Origin of the sequence: Streptomyces sp. NBC_00080 (assembly GCF_045041255.1) — a bacterium.
Lineage (GTDB): Bacteria > Actinomycetota > Actinomycetes > Streptomycetales > Streptomycetaceae > Streptomyces > Streptomyces coriariae.
Genome location: NZ_CP108235.1, coordinates 8949364 through 8966683, shown reverse-complemented (window position 1 = coordinate 8966683; position 17320 = coordinate 8949364). Strand labels below are relative to the sequence as shown.

Below are 17320 nucleotides of genomic sequence, written 5' to 3'. Positions count from 1 at the left end.
GTGTCCGGGCGCCGGGTGGGGTGCGCCTGCGGGCCGCGCTTCCCGCATGGTGGCGGGCGTCCGGTGGTGCGACGCTGGAGGCAAGGGCGTCCGACACAGGGCAAGCCGGGAGGGCCGATGGGACGTGACGTCCCGGCGCTGGTCTTCACCCGCGAGGACCGCCGCCGGTACCGGATCAAGATGCAGGAGTGCCTCGACGTGTTCGCGCAGATGCTGCGCGAGTCGCGGTTCGAGTCCGAGCGGCCCCGGGTGGGTCTCGAGATCGAGCTGAACCTGGTCGACGACGAGGCCGAGCCGACGATGCGCAACAGCGACGTGCTCGACGCGATCGCGGATCCCGCCTGGTCCACCGAGCTCGGCCGCTTCAACCTCGAGATCAATGTGCCGCCGCGGCGTCTGACGCAGGGCGGTCCCGACGCCTGGGAGGCGGAGATCCGTGCCGCGCTCAACCACGCCGAGCAGCGTGCCCGGACGGTCGGCACGCATCTGATCATGATCGGTATCCTCCCGACGCTGCGGCAGGAGGACGTCGGCGAGTCGGCGCTGTCGGAGAACGCCCGCTACCGGCTGCTCAACGACCAGGTGTTCGCCGCGCGGGGGGAGGATCTGCACATCGAGATGGACGGTGTCGACCGGCTGCGGACCTACGCGGACACGATCACCCCGGAGGCCGCGTGCACCAGTACGCAGTTCCATCTCCAGGTCTCCCCCGACGAGTTCGCCGCCTACTGGAACGCGGCGCAGGCGGTCGCCGGCGTCCAGGTGGCGCTGGCGGCCAACTCACCGTTCCTGTTCGGGAAGGAGCTGTGGCACGAGACCCGTATCCCGCTGTTCGAGCAGGCCACCGACACCCGCCCGCAGGAGATCAAGGTGCAGGGCGTACGGCCCAGGGTGTGGTTCGGGGAACGGTGGATCACCAGCGTCTTCGATCTCTTCGAGGAGAACCTGCGCTACTTCCCCGCGCTGCTGCCCCTGTGCGACGAGCAGGATCCGCGCGAGACGCTGTCCGGAGGGGACGTGCCGGAGCTGGGCGAGCTGACCCTGCACAACGGCACCATCTACCGCTGGAACCGGCCGGTCTACGCCGTCGCCAACGACCAGCCCCACGTGCGGGTGGAGAACCGCTGTCTGCCGGCCGGTCCGACCGTCGCCGACACCCTCGCCAACGGCGCCTTCTACTACGGCCTCACCCGGGCCCTGGTGGAGGACGAGCGGCCGGTGTGGTCGCGGATGTCCTTCCGGGCCGCCGAGGACAATCTGCACACGGCGGCGCGGGACGGCATCGACGCCCGGCTGTACTGGCCCGGCATGGGCGAGGCGCCGGTGGCCGAGCTCGTCCTGCGGCGCCTGCTGCCGCTGGCCCACCGGGGGCTGGAACTCTCCGGGATGGACGCGGCCTGGCGGGAGCCACTGCTCGGAATCATCGAACAGCGGTGCGTCACCGGCCGTAACGGCGCCGTCTGGCAGAAGGAGATGTTCCATCGCATCACCGCCTCCGCCCAGGCCGGCCGCCACGAGGCACTGCGGCGGATGACGCAGCTCTACATCGACTACATGCACCTCAACGCCCCCGCCCACACCTGGCCGGTCGACTGAGCGGCGGCCCTCGCCGACCGCCCCGATCGGCGGCTGTGAGGGCCGACACGACCCCTCGATTCGGCAGGGCCCGCTCGACCGTGCAGGATAGAACCATGACGTTCAAGATCTACTTCGACATCACCATCAACGACGAGCCCGCCGGGCGGATCAACTTCAACCTGTTCGACGACGTCGTCCCCAAGACGGCCGAGAACTTCCGCGCGCTGGCCACCGGCGAGAAGGGCTTCGGTTTCGCCGGCTCTTCCTTCCACCGGGTCATCCCCGACTTCATGCTCCAGGGTGGCGACTTCACCCGCGGCAACGGAACGGGCGGCAAGAGCATCTACGGCGAGAAGTTCGCCGACGAGAACTTCAAGCTCAAGCACGACCGGCCCGGCCTGCTCTCCATGGCCAACGCCGGCCCCAACAGCAACGGCTCGCAGTTCTTCATCACCACGGTCGTCACCGACTGGCTCGACGGCAAGCACGTGGTGTTCGGCGAGGTCGCCGACGAGGCCAGCATGGCCCTCGTCAAGAAGATCGAGTCCTACGGTTCGCGCAGCGGTTCGACCTCCGCGAAGATCACCATCGCGGAGTCCGGCCAGCTCTGACCCCGGTCCCGAGCGCCCGCCGGCCGGGGTCACCCCCGGCCGGCGGCGCGAGCGCCGTCGTGTCGTGCGGGGCGCGGGCGCACGGGTGGGCTCGACGTGGTCAGGCCAGGGTCACCTCGACCGGCAGCTTCTTGATGCCGTTGACGAAGTTGGACCGCACGCGCGGGACCTCGCCGGCCAGCCGGATGCCCGCCAGCCGCGGGATCAGCTCCTCGAACATGATGCGGATCTCGGTCCGGGCCAGCAGATTGCCCAGGCACAGGTGCGGGCTGCCCTTGCCGAACGTGACGTGGTCGTTGTTCTGCCGGCTGACGTCGAAGTCGTACGGGTTCGCGAAGACCTCCTCGTCACGGTTGCCGGAGGCGAACCACATGACGACCTTGTCGCCCTCCCTGATCCGCTTGCCGCCCAGTTCCACGTCCCGGGTCGCCGTGCGGCGGAAGTGGTAGACGGGGGACGCCCAGCGCAGGAACTCCTCGACCGCGACCGGGATCAGGGACGGGTCCTGCTGGAGGCGGGCGAGCTGCTCCGGGTGCTGGAGCAGGGCCAGCATCGAGTGCGTGATGGTGTGGCGGGTCGTCTCGTTGCCGGCGACGACCAGCAGCAGGAAGTAGTTGTCGAAGTCCTGCCCGGAGAGCGGGACGCCGTCGCGCGGCGGGGTGTTGACCAGGCGCGAGACCAGGTCTGTGCCGTCCTTGCCGCGCCGCTGCCGGGCCAGCTCCCGGCCGTAGTCGAAGACCTCCAGCGAGGCGGGTGAGCGGAAGGGCAGATCGCGGTACTGCTCGCTCTCGGCGCTGTGCAGCAGGACGTCCGCGTAGTCGGGGTCGGTGTTGCCGATGATGCGGTTGCCCCAGTCGATGAGCCGCTGGTTGTCCTCCGGCGGTACGTCGAGGAGCCGGGCGAGGACGTTGATGGGGAAGTCGGCGGAGACGTCGGCGACGAAGTCGAAGGTGCCCTTCGCGAGAGCCGTGTCCAGGGTCGTGGCGGTGAGGCCGCGCAGGAAGTCGGTGTAGCCGTTGATCACGCCCGCGCCGAACTGCCGCTGGATGAGGCTGCGCAGCGCCCGGTGGCGCACACCGTCGAGTTCCAGGATGGAGGCGCGTTTCTTGATCTGGTCGTCGTCCACCTCCTCCAGGTTGACGAACCGCGTCGAGGTGAAGGTCTCCGCGTCCCGGTCGACGCGGGCGATGTCCGCGTGCCGGGTCAGCGCCCAGAAGCCGTTGTTCGGCGCCTCTTCGGGCTGCCAGTGCACCGGGTCCTGGTGGCGCAGGGTGTGGAACATGCGCCAGGGCGTGACGCCGTCGGTGAAGTTGTCGAGGTCGGCGAGGTTCACCTCGTCCAGCGGCATGGGCGCCGGCACGGCGTCGCGCACGGAGGGGAGCGGGGCGGAAGCGGTCATGGTGTTCGGTCTCCTGGACGTCACAGGTGGTAGGCGTACTCGGTGAACTCCCAGTCGGTGACATGCCGTTGGAAGCGTTCGACCTCGTTGCGCTTGTAGCTGAGGTACGAGGTGGTGAAGTCCTTGCCGAGCACGTCGGTGAGGTCGGTGTCCGCGTCCAGCGCGTCGAGGGCGGCGGACAGGCCCATCGGCAGGACGGCCGCCCGGCCGGCGTCGTAGCCGTAGCCCTCCAGCGGGGCCGGGGGCTCCTCCCCCGCCCGCACACCGAGCAGGGCGGCGGCGATCGTGCCCGCGATCAGCAGGTACGGATTGGCGCCGGCGTCGCCGAGCCGCAGCTCCAGTCGGGCGCCGGAGCCGCGCTCGGGCGGGATGCGGACCATGGCGCTGCGGTTGTCCAGTCCCCAGTCGATCAGCCAGGGCGCGAGGGTGTCCGGGCCGAAGCGCTTGTAGGAGTTGACCGTCGGGTTGGCGAGCGCGGCGAGGGCCGGGGCGTGGGCGAGGAGTCCCGCGACGGCGTGCCGGGCGGTGGCGGACAGGCCGTAGGGGCCCGAGGGGTCGTCGAGGACGTTGTGCCCGCTCTCCTCGTCCGCGGCCTCGAAGGACAGATGGAGGTGGAATCCGGAGCCGCCGGCATCGTTGAACGGCTTGGCCATGAAGGTGGCGAGCCGCCCCTCCTTGCGTGCGAGTTCCTTGACGGCGGACTTGAAGCGGAAGGCGCGGTCGGCGGCCGACAGCGCCTCGGAGTGTGTCAGATTGATCTCGAACTGGCCGCCGTCGAACTCGTGGTTGCCGTTGGTGACGCCGATGTGGAGGTCGCGCAGCAGGCGCAGGGTGCGCAGCAGGTGGTTGTCGGGGTCGGCGCGCAGGCCGGCCGTGTAGACCACACCGGTGGCTCCCGAGTAGCGCGTGTACCCGCTCGGGGACGCCGGGTCCGCGTCGCACAGGAAGTATTCGAGTTCGGGGCCGACCACCGGGCGCAGTCCCTGCTCGGCGCACCGGGCGAGCACCGAGCGCAGCAGGTCACGGGGTGACTCGGCGGCGGGTGCCCCGGTCGCCGGGTCGACCACCTCCCCGAGGCAGGTCGCGACCCCGGGTTCCCAGGGCAGGGCGACCAGGGTGTCGAGGTCCGGGCGCACGGTGACGTCGGGCAGGCCGGCGTCCAGGCCGCCGCTCACCGGGACGACGTCTCCCTGGGGCGATGTGTGGTAGACGGCCCGGCAGAACGCGAGCCCGTGCTCGCAGGCGGCCGGCAGTTGGTCGAGCAGGACGTCGCGGGCGCGCTCGGTGCCGATGAGGTCGGGATAGGTCACCCGGACCACGTCGATGCCCTCGGCGGCGAGCCGCTCCTGGTGCTGACGGGGGTCCGGTGTCTGCGTTGCGCTCACCGTGGTCTCCTCGGCGGCTGGTGCCGGTTGTTTGGTGCCAAACGATATGAACGGCCCCATCGCCCCGCAAGGGGTCGGCAGCAAAAAATTATCCACCTGGACAGGTATTGACCAGGGGGGTGCGGCTTCCTATGTTGTTTGAAGCCAAATGAGTTGGAGGTCCGGTCCTCGGACCTCCTGGCCGGGGCCCGGCCGACAGCGGTCGGGCCCCCACACTCCCAGGAGGACCGGCCATGAAGGTCGTCGTCGACATGAACAAGTGCCAGGACCACGGCCAGTGCGTCTTCGCGGCCCCCGACGTCTTCCAGCTCGACGGGAACGGGCGCCTGGCCTACGTCAGCGACCCCGACGACGCGTTGCTCGACGAGGTCGAGGAAGCCGCCGACGTCTGTCCGCTCCAGGCCATCCGGATCGAGGCCCGATCATGACTTCGCACCGTGCGCGGGTCGTCGTGGCCGGCGCCTCCATGGCCGGACTGCGCACCGCCGAACAGCTGCGTGCGGCCGGCTGGAGGGGGGCTATCACGCTCGTCGGCGACGAGCCGCACATGCCCTACAACCGGCCCCCGCTCTCCAAGGAGGCGCTGGCCGGGAAGGCGACCTTCGAGTCGCTGGCCCTCCGTCCCCGCCCGAGCGTCGCCGACGCGCAGTGGCGCCTCGGCACGAAGGCCGTGGCCGCCCGCCTCGACGAGCGGACCGTCGCCCTCGACGACGGGTCGGAGATCGCGTACGACGCTCTCGTCGTCGCCACCGGCATGCGGCCCCGCCGGCTGGCCTGTCCCGGCCCGCTCGTCGGCCGTCACGCGATCCGCACCGTCGACGACGCCCGGGGGCTGCGTGACGAGCTGACCGGGCCGGGCGTCCGGCTGGTCGTGGTCGGCGCCGGGTTCATCGGCTGCGAGGTGGCCGCCACCGCCGTGAGCCTCGGCGTCGCCGAGGTGACCGTCGTCGACCCGCTGCCCCTGCCCATGGTGGGCCCGCTCGGCGAACTGCTCGGACGCGCGCTGCTGAAGCGGCACCGGGAGCACGGGGTGCGTTTCGTGCTCGGGACGGGCGTCGCCGGGTTCGAGGGCGAGGACCGGGTCACGGGCGTACTGCTCGACGACGGTACCGTCCTGCCCGCCGACGTCGTGGTGGAATCGGTCGGCTCGCTCGCGAACACCGAATGGCTGGACGGCAACGGCCTCGACCTGGCCGACGGCGTGCTCACCGACGAGCAGCTCCGGGTCGGCGGGCGGCCCGACGTGGTCGCGGTCGGCGACGTGGCGCGTTTCCCCAACGCCCGCTACGACGGCGTACCGCGCCGGGTCGAGCACTGGTGCATCCCCACCGACACCGCCAAGCACGCGGCGAAGGTGCTGGCCGCCCGGCTCACCGGCGGGGGTCCCGAGCCTGCGCCCTTCGCGCCCCTGCCCTCCTTCTGGAGCGACCAGCACGGCTTCCGGCTCCAGTCCTTCGGCGCGCCCGCGCTGGGCAGGGGCGATGTGCGGGTCCTGGACGGCGACCCGGCCGCCGACGTCCTGGTCGGCTACCACCACGAGGGCCGGCTGGTCGGCGTCGTGGCCCTGGGCGGCCCCGCCACCGTGTCCGCCGCCGCCCGCCATCGCGCCGAACTGCTCCGGCAGCCCGCTCTCACCGCCTAAGGAACCCCCTGACATGACCACCGTCCGCGGATACTTCCACCCCAGGACGGCGACGGGCTCCTCGTCGCTCGTCCCGTCCCCGCCCTGGCGCTACTCGGGTGACCTGCTCACCGTCGAGTACCGCACCGACCCCGCCCGGGTCCGTGAACTGCTGCCCGCACCACTGGAGTTGGCCGACGAGGACGCGGGCGCGGTCGCGCTGGTCTGGGCCGACTGGCAGTCCTGCTCCTCCTCGGGCGCGGAGCTGCTCGACCCCGTGCGCTCCCAGTACAAGGAGGCCTTCGCGGTCGTCCGCTGCAGCTACCGGGGGCGCACGTACTCGCGGTGCGTGTACATCTGGGTCGACAAGGACTTCGCGATCGCCCGCGGACTGCACCAGGGCTACCCGAAGAAGCTCGGCTCGATCCACCAGACCCGGCCGCACCCGTACGGGCCCGCACCACGCATCGAGGCCGGAGCCCGGTTCGGCGCGACCCTCGCCGCCGCCGACCGGCGGCTGGCCGAGGCCGTGGTGACCCTGCGGGAGCCGTCGGAGACGAACGGCTTCGTCAACGGGCACCCCATGGCGCACCACCGCCTGCTGCCGTCGATCGAGAAGGGCAAGGGGTTCGCCCTGGACGAGCTGATCGAGTCCGGCGCCGCGTCCTTCGAGGCGGGGCCGGCCTGGACCGGCGACGCGGAGCTGGCGCTGTTCGAGGCGCCCACCGAGGAGCTGGCCCGGCTGGAGATCCGCGAGCCGATCGCCGCCTACTACCGGCAGGTGGGGGTCGTCTGGGACGGCGGGCGGCTGCTGGAGTCCGGGACCTCGAAGGCGGACGCCGAATGAGGCCGTCGCCGACGTGCGGGTGGTCCGGGGCCGGTCGCGCCCACGCGGCGGAGCCCCGGACCGACCCGGCCCGCGCCCCTGGCCGTTATCCCGCCCCCTCGCCCCGAAGGAGCCGTTCCCATGGCTGACAAGGTCATCGTCGCCGGTGTTTCCGTCGACACCCGGCACTGGATCGGCGGCCGCCGCGTCGCCTCCGCCGAGACGTTCACCGACACCTCGCCCATCGACGGCAGCACCCTGGGCGAGATCGCCCGTGGCGGGCCCGCCGAGGCCGAGGCCGCCGTCGCCGCCGCCAAGGCCGCCTTCCCCGCCTGGGCCGCCACCTCCCCCGCCGAACGCGCCCGCGTCCTGCACGCCGTCGCCGACGGCGTCGAGAAGCGGCTCGACGAACTCGCGATCGTGGAGACCACCGACAACGGCGCCCTGCTGCGCTCGCACCGGCGGGGCGTGATGCCCCGCGTGGCGCACAACTTCCGCTTCTTCGCCGACTGGCTGCTGCGGCTGGAGCACGAGGACTTCGAGACCCGCGGCCACACCAACCACATCTCGTGGGACCCGGCCGGCCCCAGCGTGCTCATCACACCGTGGAACGCCCCGCTGATGCTGGCCACCTGGAAGGTCGCGCCGGCCCTGGCCGCCGGGAACACGGTCGTGCTGAAGCCCGCCGAATGGTCCCCGCTGACCGCCTCGCTGCTCGCCGACATCGCCGCCGAGGCCGGGCTGCCCGCCGGAGTCCTCAACGTCGTCCAGGGCCACGGCTCGGAGATCGGCGACGCGCTCACCTCGCACCCGGACGTCCGCCGGATCAGCTTCACCGGATCCGTGCCCACGGCCAGGCGCATCGCGGGGTCGGCCGCCGCCCGGCTGACCCCGCTCAGCCTCGAACTCGGCGGCAAGTCACCGCTGCTGGTGTTCGCCGACGCCGATCTGGACCTCGCCGTCGATCTCGCCGTCGAGCAGTACGACAACGCCGGGCAGGTGTGCCTCGCGGCCACCCGGATCCTCGTCGAGGAGACGGTCGCCGAGGAGTTCACGCGCCGGTTCGTCGAGAAGGCGTCCGCGCTCGTGCAGGGCGACCCGCGCGAGGAGACGACCGACGTCGGGCCCACCATCCACCCTCGACAGCTGGAGAAGATCGACGGCTTCGTGCGGCGGGCGATCGCGGCCGGAGCACGTGCGGTCATCGGCGGCCACCGCCGGGACGGGCAGTACTACGCGCCGACGCTCCTCACCGACGTCGCCCAGGACTCGGAGATCGTGCAGGAGGAGGTCTTCGGACCGGTCCTGACCCTTCAGACCTTCGGCACCGAGGAGGAGGCCGTCCGCCTTGCCGACGACACCCGCTTCGGCCTCGCGGCGACGGTCGCCACCGGCGACCACGAGCGTGCCGAGCGCGTCACGGCACAGCTGGTGGCGGGCACGGTCTGGGTCAACTGCTTCTTCGTACGTGACCTCCAGGCACCCTTCGGCGGCTCACGCCACTCCGGCGTCGGCCGCGAGGGCGGAACGTGGAGCTTCGACTTCTACTGCGACGTCAAGAACACCGTCACCGCGCCGAACGGATGGAAGAACCATGGGTGAGATCGTCGGGGCGGGACTCCTCGCCCACGTCCCCACCATCGTGCTGCCCGAGGCCGACCGGCTGGAGCTGAACGAGGGCAAGGAGATCACCCTGGTCACCGGACTCCACCAGCTCCGCGCGGACGTCTTCGCACGGGACGACTACGACACCGTCGTCGTCCTCGACTCCCACTGGGCGACGACGGTCGAGTTCGTCGTCACCGCCCAGCACCGCCGCGCCGGTCTGTTCACCTCCGAGGAACTGCCGCGCGGCATGTGCCGGATGCCGTACGACTTCCCCGGGGACCCCGAACTCGCCCACCGCATCGCGTCGTTCGCGGACCGGCACGGCACCTGGATCACCGCGATCGAGGACGATTACCTGCCGATCTACTACGCCACCACCAACCTCTGGAAGTTCCTCGGCGAAGGGCTGCCGGACAAGCGGTGGGTGACCATCGGGGTCTGCCAGACCGGCGACATGGAGGACCATCTGCGGCTGGGCCGCGCGCTCGCGGACGGCATCGCCGCCACCCCCGGCCGCCGGGTGCTCCTCATCGCCTCGGGCGCCCTCTCCCACACCTTCTGGCCGCTGCGCGAGATCCGTGACCACGAGGCCAGCGACCTGGTCCACATCCGCACCCCGGAGGCCCGCGAGGCGGACCAGGAACGCATCGCCTGGTTCAAGGAGGGCCGCCACGACAAGGTGCTGGACACGATGGACGCGTTCTGGAAGTACAAGCCCGAGGCGAAGTTCTTCCACTATCTGATGCTGGCCGGCGCTCTCGGCGAACAGGCCTGCACCGCCCGGGCCCGCCAGTACGGCGCGTACGAGAACTCCGTCGGCACCGGCCAGGTCCACCTGTGGTTCGACCGGCCCGCCGACGGCTGGACCGGCGCGGGCCTCCCGGCGCCCGCCGCCCCGCACCACCCCCACCGCCGCTCCTAGGAAGGCCCGCCATGGCTGCTTCTCCCGAGTACCGCCGCATCCTCCTGGACGGCGCCGTCGTCCAGGTCACCGTCGACGGGGACGAACTCGCCGCCGCGGACGGCCGCCGCGTCAAGACCGACGAGGCGCGGCACCTGCCCCCGGTGGTCCCCTCCAAGGTGATCGCCGTCCACCTCAACCACCGCAGCCGCGTCGACGAGTTCGGGATCCGACTCCCGGACACCCCGACCTACTTCCACAAGCCGACCTCCTCGCTCAACTCCCACCAGGGCGCCGTCGTCCGCCCCGACGGGTGCAAGTGGCTCAACTACGAGGGCGAGGTCGCCATCGTCATCGGCAGGACGGCACGCAACATCTCCCCGGCCGAGGCGGGCGGGTACATCGCCGGCTACACGATCGCCAACGACTACGGGCTGCACGACTTCCGCGACACGGACGCCGGTTCCATGCTCCGGGTCAAGGGCTCCGACACCCTGTGCCCGCTCGGCCCCGGTCTGGTCACCGACTGGGACTTCCGCGGCAAGAGCCTGCGCACCTACGTCAACGGCAAGGTCGTGCAGGACGGTTCGACCGACGAGATGCAGTGGGACATGCACTACCTCGTCGCCGACATCGCCCGGACGATCACCCTGAACCCCGGTGACGTCCTGCTGTCGGGCACTCCGGCCAACTCGCGCCCCGTCAGGCCCGGCGATGTCGTCGAGGTCGAGGTCGAGGGCCTCGGCCGGCTCACCAACCACATCGTGACCGGCCCGACCCCGGTCCGCGCCGACGTCGGGGCGCAGCCCACCGAGTCCGAGGAGGTGCTTTCCACCGCGCTCGGCGGCGACTGGGAGTTCCGCGGCATCCGTCCGCCCCGGCGCTGATGCCGCCGCGAGAGCGCCGCCGCCGGCTCGGGGCGGCCGTCCGGGCGGGCCCGGGTAGGGTCACCGCCATGGCCGATTCCGCAGACGCCCCCGAGAGCCGACAGCCCCGCAGGCGTCTGCACTACGGCGAGGGACGCGAGGCTCTGCTGACGGCGGCCGTGCGGGTGGTGGCGCGGGGCGGACTGCGCAAGCTCACCTACCGGGCCGTCGCGCAGGAGGCCGGGGTCACCCACGGCCTGGTCGTGCATCACTTCGGTTCGCGTGACGCGTTGATCGAGGAGGCGCTCGCCCACACCATCCGCACCTCGCTGAACATCAGCGCCCTGGAACCCGGCACCGGCAGGGTCGCGGACTTCTCGACCGGCCTGTCCGACATGGTGACGGCGGACCCGGACACCCAGGCCTTCCAGTACGAGCTGCTGCTCGAGGCGCGCCGCAGGCCGGAGCTGCTCCCGCAGATCCGCGCGCTGTACGACGAGTACTTCGACGCCACCCGGCGCGAGCTGAGCCGGATGCTGCCGGCCGGCGCGGACACGGCGCTGACCCGGCTGGTCTTCGCGGCGCTGGAGGGTCTGGTGCTGCACCAGCTGGTCCTGGGCGAGCCCGGCGTCACGGACGCGGCCCTGGAGGAGCTGCGCTCCCTGCTGAGGCTCCTCGACGCCGACGGGGACGGCGTCTGCGATGCCCCCGGGGAAAGCGCCGGGGAAGCCCCCGCCTGATCGTCCGACCTGCACGTTCTCGGGCTCCGGACGTTTCCGCGTCCGGGGCCTTGGCCGTCCCGCGCCCGGTGCCGCCCCGCCGGGCGACCGGCCGCGCCGCACCGGAGTCACGGCCGTGCAAAAGACGCTGGACCGGGCGGAAAAATCCCGTCGCACCCCCTTGCCAAACGGATAGTTCGAACCCACCATGAGGCAACTCGTTTGGCTTCAAATCAAACTCCCCATCCTCCCCGTCCCCCAACAGGTGATCCGAGTGGACAGTCAGACGGCGGTCGCATCGCACACCGCGCACGATTCATCCATGGCAGGAAGGCTCAAACCCGATTCCCTCGGCGTCCTGGGCATCCTCTTCTTCGTCCTTTCCGCCCAGGCGCCGCTGACCGGCATCGCCGGGGCCGTCCCCATCGCCATCGCGATCGGCAACGGCACCGGCGCCCCCGCCGCGTATCTCGCGGCCGGCGTCGTGGTCCTGCTGTTCTCCATCGGCTTCGTCGCCATGGGCCGCCACGTCGTGGACGCCGGCGCCTTCTACACCTACATCGGCAAGGGCCTGGGGCGCTCGGCCGGTTCCGGCAGCGCCGGTGTCGCCCTCTTCGCCTACTGCGCGATCCAGGCCGCCATGTACGGGCTCTACGGCGCGACGGTGAGCGGACTGGTCGAGCACTACACCGACGTCCACATCGCGTGGTGGATCTGGACGCTGGTCACCATGGTGATCGTCCAGGTCCTCGGCGCCGCCGGGATCGAGATGGGCGCCAAGGTGCTGGCCGTGTTCGTCCTCGCCGAGTTCAGCGTCCTGATCGTCTTCGCCCTGGTCACCCTCTTCAAGGGCGGCGGCCCCGAGGGCCTCGGCTTCGGCGACAGCTTCTCGCCGCACGCCGCGCTCCAGGGCGCCCCCGGGGTGGCCCTGATGTTCGCGGTGGCGTCGATGTTCGGCTTCGAGGCCACCGCCATCTACGGCGAGGAGGCCCGCGAACCCAGGAGGACGGTGCCGCGCGCCACCTATCTGTCGGTCGCGGTGATCACCTGCTTCTTCGCCTTCACCTCCTGGATGCTGGTCTCCGCGCACGGCGCGTCCGCGGCGACGGCCGAGGCGGGAAAGGCGCTGGAGTCCGGCGATGCCACGACCTTCGTCTTCGCCCCCATCGCCGCGCAGTTCGGCGCGTGGACCGGTGACGTGCTGCCCGTCCTGCTGGCCACCTCGCTGTTCGCCGGCATCCTGGCGTTCCACAACTCGGCCAACCGCTATCTGTTCTCCCTGGGCCGGGAAGGCCTGCTGCCGCACCGCCTCACCGTGCTCAACCGGCGCCACTCACCCTGGGTGGCCGGCATCGTTCAGACAGCGATCTCGATGGTCCTCGTCATGCCGTTCGCGCTGCTGGGGAAGGACCCGGTGCTGACCCTCTTCTCGTGGTTCAGCGGGGTCGCCGTCCTCGGGATCATGCTCCTCTACTTCCTGACCTCGGTCTCCGTGATCGTCTTCTTCCGCCGCTCACGTGCCGACACCCGGCCCTGGAACACGCTGGTCGCACCGGTGCTGGGCGCGCTCGGCATCGCCGGTGCGATCTGGCTCATCATCGAGAACTTCACCACCCTCATCGGCGGCGACGCGACCACGTCCGTCTGGCTCCAGCTGACCGTCCCGGCGGTCCTGGTCCTGGGCCTCGTCGTGGCGAGGCTGACCCGGAAGAGGCCGCCCTCAACGCACTGACCTCCGGGGTTCCGGTGTCCGGCACCTGGTGGATGCCTGGCACCGGAACCCTCCGTAGTGCTCCCCGCGAGTCATGACGCGCGCCCGGCACGGGTCCGCGCACTGCCGCGTTCCGGCAGTGTTCCGCGGGCTCGTGATGCCGGTGGGCCGCCGGAGTCGAGAGCCCGCGATCGTCGGCGTCCGACGTCGGCGGTTGTCGGGGTCGGACGTCAGCGGTAGTCGGGGTTGGGCGCGTCGAAGCGGCAGCCCGCGTCCCACTCCGAACGCCGGTTGCCGTGGGCGGGGACGCCGCCGTTTCGCTTGAGCAGGGCCGCGAGGTGCATCAGGTTCCACGTCATGAAGGTCGTGTTGCGGTTGGTGAAGTCGTTCTCCGGACCGCCCGAGCCGGGATCCAGGTACGAAGGCCCGGGACCCGCCGGTCCGATCCAGCCGGCGTCCGCCTGCGGCGGGATCGTGTAGCCGAGGTGCTGGAGGCTGTAGAGGAGGTTCATCGCGCAGTGCTTCACGCCGTCCTCGTTGCCGGTGATCAGACAGCCGCCGACCCGGCCGTAGAAGGCGTACTGGCCCTGCGGGTTGAGCAGGCTGGAACAGCTGTAGAGGCGCTCGACGACCTTCTTCGTCACGGAGCTGTTGTCGCCGAGCCAGATCGGTCCGGCCAGCACCAGGATGTCGGCCGCCATCACCCGCTCGTACAGGGCCGGCCAGGCGTCGGTGGCGAAGCCGTGCGCGGTCATGTCCGGGTAGACGCCGGGGGCGATGTCGTGGTCGACGGCCCGGATCTCGTCGGTGGTCACCCCGTGCGCGTCCATGACGGCCCGGCTCTTGTCGACCAGGCCCTGGGTGTGGCTGATCTGCGGAGACGGTTTGAGGGTGCAGTTGACGAACAGGGCGCTGAGGTCGGCGAAACGGTACGTGTCGCCGGAGGAGGGCGAGGCTGCCATGACGGTCTCCCTTGCTGAAGGCCTGGGAAGCGTCTCGCGAAGAGTCCGTTCCGTCCCGTTTCGACGCGCGTGCCGCGTCTTACGGAGTGATGACGTGCCGGGCGGGTCGCGGGGCCCGGCCCGGCCGCGGCCCTAGCGTGGCCGTATGCGTGTACTGGTCACCGGCGGTGCCGGATTCATCGGGTCCCATGTCGTCGACGCCCTGCGTGCGCGCGGGCACGAGGCGCTCGTGTACGACGTCCGGCAGGACCCCGCCGCCGACGTGCGCGATGCCGTCGCCGTCGCCCGCGCCCTCGACGGCATCGACGCCGTCTGTCACCAGGCCGCGATGGTCGGGCTCGGCGACGGTGTCACCGACGCGGCGGAATACGTCTCACGCAACGACCTGGGGACGGCCGTCCTGCTCGCCGCCATGGCCGCGGCCGGAGTCGGGCGGCTCGTGCTCGCCGGGTCGATGGTCGTCTACGGGGAGGGTCGCTACGAGTGCCGGGAGCACGGGGTGGTGCGACCGCGGCCACGGGCCGTCGCCGATCTGGACGCGGGACGGTTCGAGCCGCCGTGCCCGGTGTGCGGCAGGGCTCTCGCCCCCGGGCTCGTCGCCGAGGACGCCCCCGCCGACCCGCGCAACGTGTACGCCACGACCAAGCTCGCCCAGGAGCATCTGGCCGCCGCCTGGGCCAGGTCGACGGGCGGGACCGCGGTGTCGCTGCGCTACCACAACGTGTACGGGCCCCGGATGCCCCGGGACACCCCGTACGCCGGAGTCGCCTCCTTCTTCCGCTCCGCGCTGGCCCGGGGCGAGGCCCCGCGCGTCTTCGAGGACGGGCGGCAGCGGCGGGACTTCGTGCACGTACGGGACGTGGCCGCCGCCAACCTGGCCGCGCTGGACGCCGACACACCGAAGGGCACGCTGACGGCGTACAACACCGGCAGCGGGGAGCCGCACACGGTGGGCGAGATGGCCCGGACCCTGGCCGCCGCGTACGGCGGGCCCCAGCCGGTCGTCACCGGCGAGTACCGGCTGGGCGACGTCCGCCACATCACGGCGGACTCCGCCCGGCTGCGGGCCGAGCTGGGCTGGAAGCCCCGGGTCGGTTTCCAGGAGGGCATGCGGGAGTTCGCGCGGGCCGGACTGCGCGGGGACTGAACCGCGCGTCCGGCGTCCGGCGTCCGGCGTCCGGCGTCCGGCGTCCGCGGAGTCTCAGGGGGCCGTCGGCAGGGTTACCTCGAAGCGGCAGCCGCCGGGGATGTTGCGTACCGTGGCCCACCCCTGGTGGGCCTCCACGATCCCCCGCACGATGGCGAGGCCGAGCCCCGCGCCGGCCGGCGGCGTCCGGGCGTGTGTGCCGCGCCATCCGGTGTCGAAGACACGCGGCAGATCCTCCTCGGGGATGCCTCCGCAGCCGTCGGTGACGGAGACGACGACCCCGGCGGGCGAGCGTTCGGCGGCGACGGCGACCGTGCCGTCGGCGGGCGTGCGCCGGATGGCGTTGACGAGCAGGTTGCCCAGCACCCGGCTCATCTCCTTGCCGTCCACCTCGACCGGAAGGGGCTCGACCCGGCCGCCGACGAGCCGCACGCCGTGTTCGCGGGCGAGCGGGTCGGCGCCGGCGAGGGCGTCGCCGACCAGGTCGTACACGGAGATGCGGGAGGTGGACAGGGCGAGCGCTCCGGCGTGTATGCGGGAGAGCTCGAACAGGTCGCCCACCATGTCGTTGAGCCGCTCCACCTCGGTGCGGATCTGGCGCAGATAGCGGTCGGGGTCGGCCGCGACACCGTCCTCCAGCGCCTCCGACATCGCCCGCAGTCCGGCCAGCGGAGTGCGCAGGTCGTGCGAGATCCAGGCGACGAGTTCGCGTCTGGACGCCTCCAGCGCGCGTTCGCGGGCCCGGGACTCGGCGAGCTTCCCGCTGGTCGCCGCCAGCTCACGGCTCAGCGCGTCCAGTTCGGCGGTGGCCGGGCCGGCGGGGGCGGTGAAGGCACCGCCGTCGCCGAACGAACGGGCGGCACGCGTGAGTTCACGGCTGCGGGCGACCACCCAGCGGCCGAGCAGAAGGGCGGTGGCCAGCGAGACCACCGCGGCCATGGCCACGACCGTCGTCACGACGCTCAGGTCGTGCCCGGACAGGAACATCGCCTGCGCCACGGCCAGTGTGCCCGCCAGCATCGCGGTCACGGCGACGGCGGCCACCACGGTGAGCGACGCGGTGAGCGAACGGCGGCGCAGCAGCCACAGCGCACCCGCGCCGAACAGCCCGGCGAGCAGGGCGCCGAGGAAGGCGAACAGGGCGATGAGCAGGGTGTCGCGCACGGTCACTCCCCCTCTCGGTCGGGTCCGGGCTCCCGGTCCGGTCCGGGCTCCCGGTCGGGTCCGGGTTCCCGGTCCGGTCCGGGCTCCCGGTCGGGTCCGGGTTCGAAGCGGTAGCCCACGCCCCACACCGTCCGGATCAGCCGGGGCCGCGCCGGGTCGTCCTCGACCTTGCCGCGCAGCCGGCGCACATGGACGGTCACGGTGGACAGGTCACCGAACTCCCAGCCCCACACCTCGTGCATCAGGTCCTCCCGGCCGAACGCCCGCCCGGGATGCCGCAGGAAGAACGCGAGCAGGTCGAACTCGCGCAGGGTGAGGGCGAGTTCGACGCCGTCCTTGGTGGCGCGGCGGGCGCCGGGATCGAGGGACAGGCCGGCCGCGCCCAGCGCCCGCGCACCGGTGGCGGGCCGGCTGCGGCGCAGCACCGACTCCACCCGCAGGACGAGTTCGCGGGGGCTGAAGGGCTTGGTGACGTAGTCGTCGGCGCCGACCTCCAGGCCCAGGATGCGGTCGTCCTCGTCGCCGCGCGCGGTCAGCATGATGACCGGCACGGGCCCGTGCCCGCGCATCCGGCGGCACACCTCGAGACCGTCCATGCCGGGCAGCATCAGGTCCAGCACCACCAGGTCGGGCCAGTGCGCGGCGGCCCGGGCCAGCGCGGTCGGGCCGTCGTCGGCCCGGTCGACGACATAGCCGGCCCGGTCCAGGTAACCGGCGACGACCTCCGAGACCGTGGGGTCGTCGTCCACGACCAGGACCCGGGCCGATCCCGGCGGGAGGAGCGGGGACTCGTGCGGCTGGTGCATGCGCCCAGCCTCGCAC

At 71.8% G+C, this 17320-nt stretch carries 16 protein-coding genes; 11 read left to right on the top strand and 5 right to left on the bottom strand.

All coding sequences use genetic code 11. From position 1 onward, the window contains the following. Window positions 1-117: 117 nt before the first annotated feature. Window positions 118-1596, top strand: a complete 1479-nt coding sequence (locus OHU34_RS40090; RefSeq protein ID WP_142268564.1) for a glutamate-cysteine ligase family protein — start codon at window positions 118-120, stop codon at window positions 1594-1596. Window positions 1597-1691: 95 nt separating this feature from the next. Beyond that, entirely contained in the window at window positions 1692-2189 is a 498-nt protein-coding gene (locus tag OHU34_RS40085; protein WP_142268565.1) for a peptidylprolyl isomerase, read from the top strand. A gap of 100 nt (window positions 2190-2289) precedes the next feature. Here OHU34_RS40085 and OHU34_RS40080 read toward each other — a convergent pair whose 3' ends face one another. Together OHU34_RS40080 and OHU34_RS40075 are read right to left on the bottom strand one after the other, a co-directional pair. Further along, entirely contained in the window at window positions 2290-3588 is a 1299-nt protein-coding gene (locus OHU34_RS40080) for a cytochrome P450 (RefSeq protein WP_230193621.1), read from the bottom strand. A gap of 20 nt (window positions 3589-3608) precedes the next feature. Further along, entirely contained in the window at window positions 3609-4973 is a 1365-nt protein-coding gene (locus OHU34_RS40075) for a glutamine synthetase family protein (RefSeq protein ID WP_142268567.1), read from the bottom strand. A 233-nt stretch (window positions 4974-5206) separates the two neighbouring features. On the opposite strand from OHU34_RS40075, the gene OHU34_RS40070 reads away from it, so the two are divergent. The 8 genes from OHU34_RS40070 to OHU34_RS40035 all read left to right on the top strand — a co-directional run bounded on the left by OHU34_RS40070 (window position 5207) and on the right by OHU34_RS40035 (window position 13246). Next, complete coding sequence (locus OHU34_RS40070) at window positions 5207-5401, top strand: ferredoxin (RefSeq protein WP_020127162.1); 195 nt, start codon at window positions 5207-5209, stop codon at window positions 5399-5401. Further along, window positions 5398-6615, top strand: coding sequence for an NAD(P)/FAD-dependent oxidoreductase (locus OHU34_RS40065; protein WP_405771178.1), 1218 nt, complete (start codon window positions 5398-5400; stop codon window positions 6613-6615). The genes OHU34_RS40070 and OHU34_RS40065 overlap by 4 nt, the downstream gene beginning before the upstream one ends. A 13-nt stretch (window positions 6616-6628) precedes the next feature. Further along, entirely contained in the window at window positions 6629-7441 is an 813-nt protein-coding gene (locus tag OHU34_RS40060) for an acetoacetate decarboxylase family protein (RefSeq protein WP_405771176.1), read from the top strand. 120 nt (window positions 7442-7561) lie between these two features. Next, complete coding sequence (locus tag OHU34_RS40055; RefSeq protein ID WP_142268570.1) at window positions 7562-9022, top strand: aldehyde dehydrogenase; 1461 nt, start codon at window positions 7562-7564, stop codon at window positions 9020-9022. After that, entirely contained in the window at window positions 9015-9950 is a 936-nt protein-coding gene (locus tag OHU34_RS40050) for a 3,4-dihydroxyphenylacetate 2,3-dioxygenase (RefSeq protein ID WP_230193625.1), read from the top strand. The genes OHU34_RS40055 and OHU34_RS40050 overlap by 8 nt, the downstream gene beginning before the upstream one ends. An 11-nt stretch (window positions 9951-9961) precedes the next feature. Further along, window positions 9962-10816 (top strand): fumarylacetoacetate hydrolase family protein, encoded by an 855-nt coding sequence (locus OHU34_RS40045; RefSeq protein ID WP_142268572.1) that lies wholly within the window; start codon window positions 9962-9964, stop codon window positions 10814-10816. A 68-nt stretch (window positions 10817-10884) separates the two neighbouring features. Further along, the gene (locus OHU34_RS40040; RefSeq protein ID WP_230193626.1) at window positions 10885-11535 is read left to right on the top strand and encodes a TetR/AcrR family transcriptional regulator; all 651 of its coding nucleotides are present in this window, start codon (window positions 10885-10887) and stop codon (window positions 11533-11535) included. A 253-nt stretch (window positions 11536-11788) separates the two neighbouring features. Next, on the top strand, window positions 11789-13246 hold the full coding sequence (locus OHU34_RS40035) for an APC family permease (RefSeq protein ID WP_405771171.1): 1458 nt from the start codon (window positions 11789-11791) through the stop codon (window positions 13244-13246). Between the two features lie 209 nt (window positions 13247-13455). Here OHU34_RS40035 and OHU34_RS40030 read toward each other — a convergent pair whose 3' ends face one another. Further along, on the bottom strand, window positions 13456-14187 hold the full coding sequence (locus OHU34_RS40030) for a flavodoxin family protein (protein ID WP_405771169.1): 732 nt from the start codon (window positions 14185-14187) through the stop codon (window positions 13456-13458). A gap of 145 nt (window positions 14188-14332) precedes the next feature. Here OHU34_RS40030 and OHU34_RS40025 point away from each other — a divergent pair, with 145 nt between their 5' ends. Then, a complete protein-coding gene (locus OHU34_RS40025; RefSeq protein WP_142268575.1) occupies window positions 14333-15334 on the top strand; it encodes an NAD(P)-dependent oxidoreductase in 1002 nt (333 codons plus the stop codon). A 54-nt stretch (window positions 15335-15388) separates the two neighbouring features. Here OHU34_RS40025 and OHU34_RS40020 read toward each other — a convergent pair whose 3' ends face one another. Beyond that, a complete protein-coding gene (locus OHU34_RS40020) occupies window positions 15389-16498 on the bottom strand; it encodes a sensor histidine kinase KdpD (protein ID WP_230193627.1) in 1110 nt (369 codons plus the stop codon). A 2-nt stretch (window positions 16499-16500) separates the two neighbouring features. Then, window positions 16501-17304 (bottom strand): response regulator, encoded by an 804-nt coding sequence (locus OHU34_RS40015; RefSeq protein ID WP_405771166.1) that lies wholly within the window; start codon window positions 17302-17304, stop codon window positions 16501-16503. Window positions 17305-17320 lie beyond the last annotated feature (16 nt).